This is a genomic window from Moorena sp. SIO3H5 (genome assembly GCF_010692395.1).
Lineage (GTDB): Bacteria > Cyanobacteriota > Cyanobacteriia > Cyanobacteriales > Coleofasciculaceae > Moorena.
The window spans coordinates 1-3,514 of the sequence record NZ_JAAHHS010000593.1 but is presented as its reverse complement, the minus strand read 5'-3'; the positions used below and the strand labels follow the sequence as shown (position 1 = coordinate 3,514).

Genomic DNA, 3,514 nt, shown 5'->3' with positions numbered 1-3,514 from the left:
AACCGAACCATCGGCATCAGTACCAATCAGTTGAACAGATTCAGAGGCATCCACAGTCAACTTTCCCCCATCCCCTTCACCAACAGTGACAGCTAAAACTTGTGCTCCATCTTTGACAATTAACTGTCCAGTGGTAATACTCACATCTCCCCCGTCCCCTTCACCAGCAGTGCTAGCTGAAACAACTGCTCCATCTTTGACAATTAACTCCCCGGTGGTGATACTCAAATCTCCCCCATTTCCTTTCCCAAAAGTTTCAGCCGACAAGTCGCTGACAGGCAGACCATCGACTGAGGTACCAATGATTTGAACAGTAGAAGAGGCATTCACAGTCAAATTTCCCCCGTCCCCTTCGCCAGAAGTGTCAGTTGAAACTCTTGCTCCATCAGAGACTATTAACTTGCCAGTGGGAATACTCAAATCTCCTGCTTTTCCTTTTGAGTTTGAATTACCTTGAGTAGACAAGGCGCTGCGAGACCGACCATCGGCATCAGTACCAATCAGTTGAACAGATTCAGAGGCATCCACAGTCAAATTTCCCCCGTCCCCTTCACCAACAGTGCCAGCTGAAACAACTGCTCCATCAGAGACTATTAACTGCCTAGTGGTAATACTCAACTCTCCCGCTTTTCCTTTCCCTTGAGTTTGAGTAGCCAAGCCGCTGAAAATCCCACCCGAGGCATCAGTACCAATTACTTGAACAGATTCAGAGGCATCCACTGTCAAATTTCCGCTGTCCCCTTCACCGATTGTGATAGCTGAAACTCTTGCTCCATCAGAAACCATTAACTCCCCAGTGGTAATCCTGACATCTCCCCCCTGTCCTGAGCCAGTTACATCTGTAGTTATCCTAGAACCACCGTCAAGACTCAACTGTGAAGCCTTAACAACTATGCCACCCCCACTTCCACTCCCTTCGGTATTCGCAAATACACGAGAGCGATCGCGTAAACTCACCTTAGCCCCCTGCACCTGGATACTGCCACCGCTTTCCCCACTGGTATTAACAAAAGCACCCTCGGACAAACTAATATCCTGAAACTCTTGAACTCCTGAATAATCCAGCACAAAACTAGTATCGGTTGGGGTCAGCTTCACCACGCTATTAGAACCAACACTCCCCAGCTCAATCCGTCCATCGGTTGCTGTTAACTGACCACCAGGAATATTAATGTCACCACCAATTAGTCCTAATGTTTGAACATTTGGTACCTTAAAAAGACTAGACTGATTAGTAATACTCCCTGGATTAGATCCGTATTGCAAGCCAGATGGTATATTAATCGTTAATAACGGTTTATGATTGGGATTTTTAGCGCTGAATACTGTGCCATCTTCAAACAAGACACTATCAGCAGTACTCCCAAAAAATGACCCTCCCAGATCCAGTATGCTATTAGGACCGAAGAAAATACCGTTTGGATTTATCACAAATAAGTTAGCATTTCCAAAAACTCCCAGAGTCCCTAAAATATTGGAAACATTTGCTCCAGTTACCCGACTCAGGATGTTGGTAATTCCAGCAGGATTCGCAAAATAAACTCGCCCAAACTCGGCAACATTAAAATCTGAGAAGCTGTGGAATAAATTGCTTTCTCTAATCGCTCCACCTTCAATTAAATCGGCTAGGTCACCCTTAACATCGACATTGGGAGTTACCACAGAACTTTCATTACCGAGGGTATTATCTGGAGTGATTTGTCCTAATGCCGTAGTTGCAGCCAGTAGAGAACACAACACAACGCTACTTGTTTGCACAAGTCCGTAAACTAGAGGTTTCATGTTAATCAATAGAGCGATCGATTTCTTTAAATATTTAACAGCCGATCCAGAGCTATAATAGAGCCTAATTTTGCTCCTTATTAATAGTATTGGGTAATGCCTAGTTTAGCAATAATTTTTTACAGCCCTTTTCGTCCTGCTTCCGTCAGTTACCCCTTAGCTTTAAGCAGGGCAAAGTAAAGTCCCGAATTAGCTTTTTCCTAGGCGATTCAATCTATACTATTTGCTAAGCATTCAGCTAATGCACTACCTGCTGAATGGTGAGTGCTGATAGCCTATTTTTCAGTATCTATAGACTTATCGGGCTAACCACCAACAATTATCCAGGAAACTTTCAATTGCAGTTAAAAAAGAAGTAAGCATATGCGCTACGCCCACGCTGCTTGAGGTGCTTATTTTATTCAAAAGCAGCTCAAGTAGCGATGCAGCAAAGGAACATCGGGTTTCCCCGACTCGCGCTTTGCATCTTCTGTCTTCTTCTCCCCCCACCCTCCCCACACCTCCCACACTTCCCACACTTCTCTTTACCGATTACCAATAGTTTCTTTAAAAGCTGGACGTTCAGACAAACGCATCAGATAATCAGCAACAGCTGGATAGTCCTTAAAATCCAAATTTACCAGTATTTTTGCATAAGCCAAATAAGACCCTACTGCAATATCCACCACACTAAAATTATCCCCTAACAAAAACTGTTTATTGCTTAATAGTTCATTCAGTGGCTTCAACAAACTGGGCGCTTCTTTCTCCCGTCTATCTTCCAAAAACAATCCTAGACTTAAGGTAGCATTAGCAAACAACACCCACTGCAAAATCTCCGACTGTTCTTCCAGAGAACTAGGGGTTTCTCCATACTTATTAGCTAAGTAAACTAAAATGGCTCCCGACTCCCAAAGTTTAAAGTCCCCATCCACAATTGCTGGCACTTTTCCCATCGGATTAATCGACAGGTATTCCGGCTGTTTATGCTCTCCAGCTTTCATATCCAGCAAGATATACTCATAGGGCACTCCCAACTCTTCCAGATACCACTGCACAACCGCAGCTCGGCTCCGAAGACCACCATAAAGTTTTAGTTGTCCAGATGATTGACTGACTTGAAAATTTTCCTGACTACTGAATTCTGACTCTTGAGTAGGATAAGACATTGTTCTAGATCTAGATTCGTTTACCTTAGGAATATTAAAGTCACTTTGTCCACTGACAGGATTAGCGTATCCAAGGATTATAGAAGTGGAGAAAGTAGCTAAGAAATAGAATAATAGACGCATAGCAAGAAGTAAAGTAGTTTTTTAATGTTTTAGGGAGCAGGGAATAGGCAAGAGGCAAGAGGCAAGAGGAACCCACCCCTAACCCCTCCCAGGAGGGGAAGGCAAGAGGCAACAGACAATAGTAAAACAATTATGAGGTACGGTTTTCAATTTTAAAGTCCCCCTTATTAAGGGGGAGAATGGGGGATCAATTTGTACCTTATCAGATATAGAGTTAGGTAAAATATATAGTTGCGTAGGGTGCGTTAGGGACGGCTTCGCCCTCATTTTATCAGTAGCCAGTGTTGGGAAAGTCCGTCCCGTAACGCACCACCATGTCAAACAGCAAAAATGAGATGCACCCTATCTATATAATCTCATTTTTTTGTCATTTAATAAACATACAATATCTAAAAAGGAATATGAGAAATTATATAGTATCCTATGATATGTGCCACAATTGAGGAACAAACCATTCAAGA

Annotated in this window: 2 protein-coding genes; both read right to left on the bottom strand. The window is 43.1% G+C overall.

Translation table 11 applies throughout. From position 1 onward, the window contains the following. On the bottom strand, positions 1–1,782 hold a 1,782-nt coding region (locus F6K52_RS34085), incomplete at its 3' end, for a filamentous hemagglutinin N-terminal domain-containing protein (protein ID WP_293089289.1). Positions 1,783–2,306: 524 nt separating this feature from the next. Then, positions 2,307–2,930 (bottom strand): glutathione S-transferase family protein, encoded by a 624-nt coding sequence (locus tag F6K52_RS34080; protein ID WP_293089287.1) that lies wholly within the window; start codon positions 2,928–2,930, stop codon positions 2,307–2,309. Positions 2,931–3,514: the final 584 nt, after the last annotated feature.

Excerpts from the sequence above, each read along its gene's own strand:
- F6K52_RS34080 (WP_293089287.1), bottom strand. The coding sequence starts at position 2,930 with ATGTCTTATCCTACTCAAGAGTCAGAATTCAGTAGTCAGGAAAATTTT.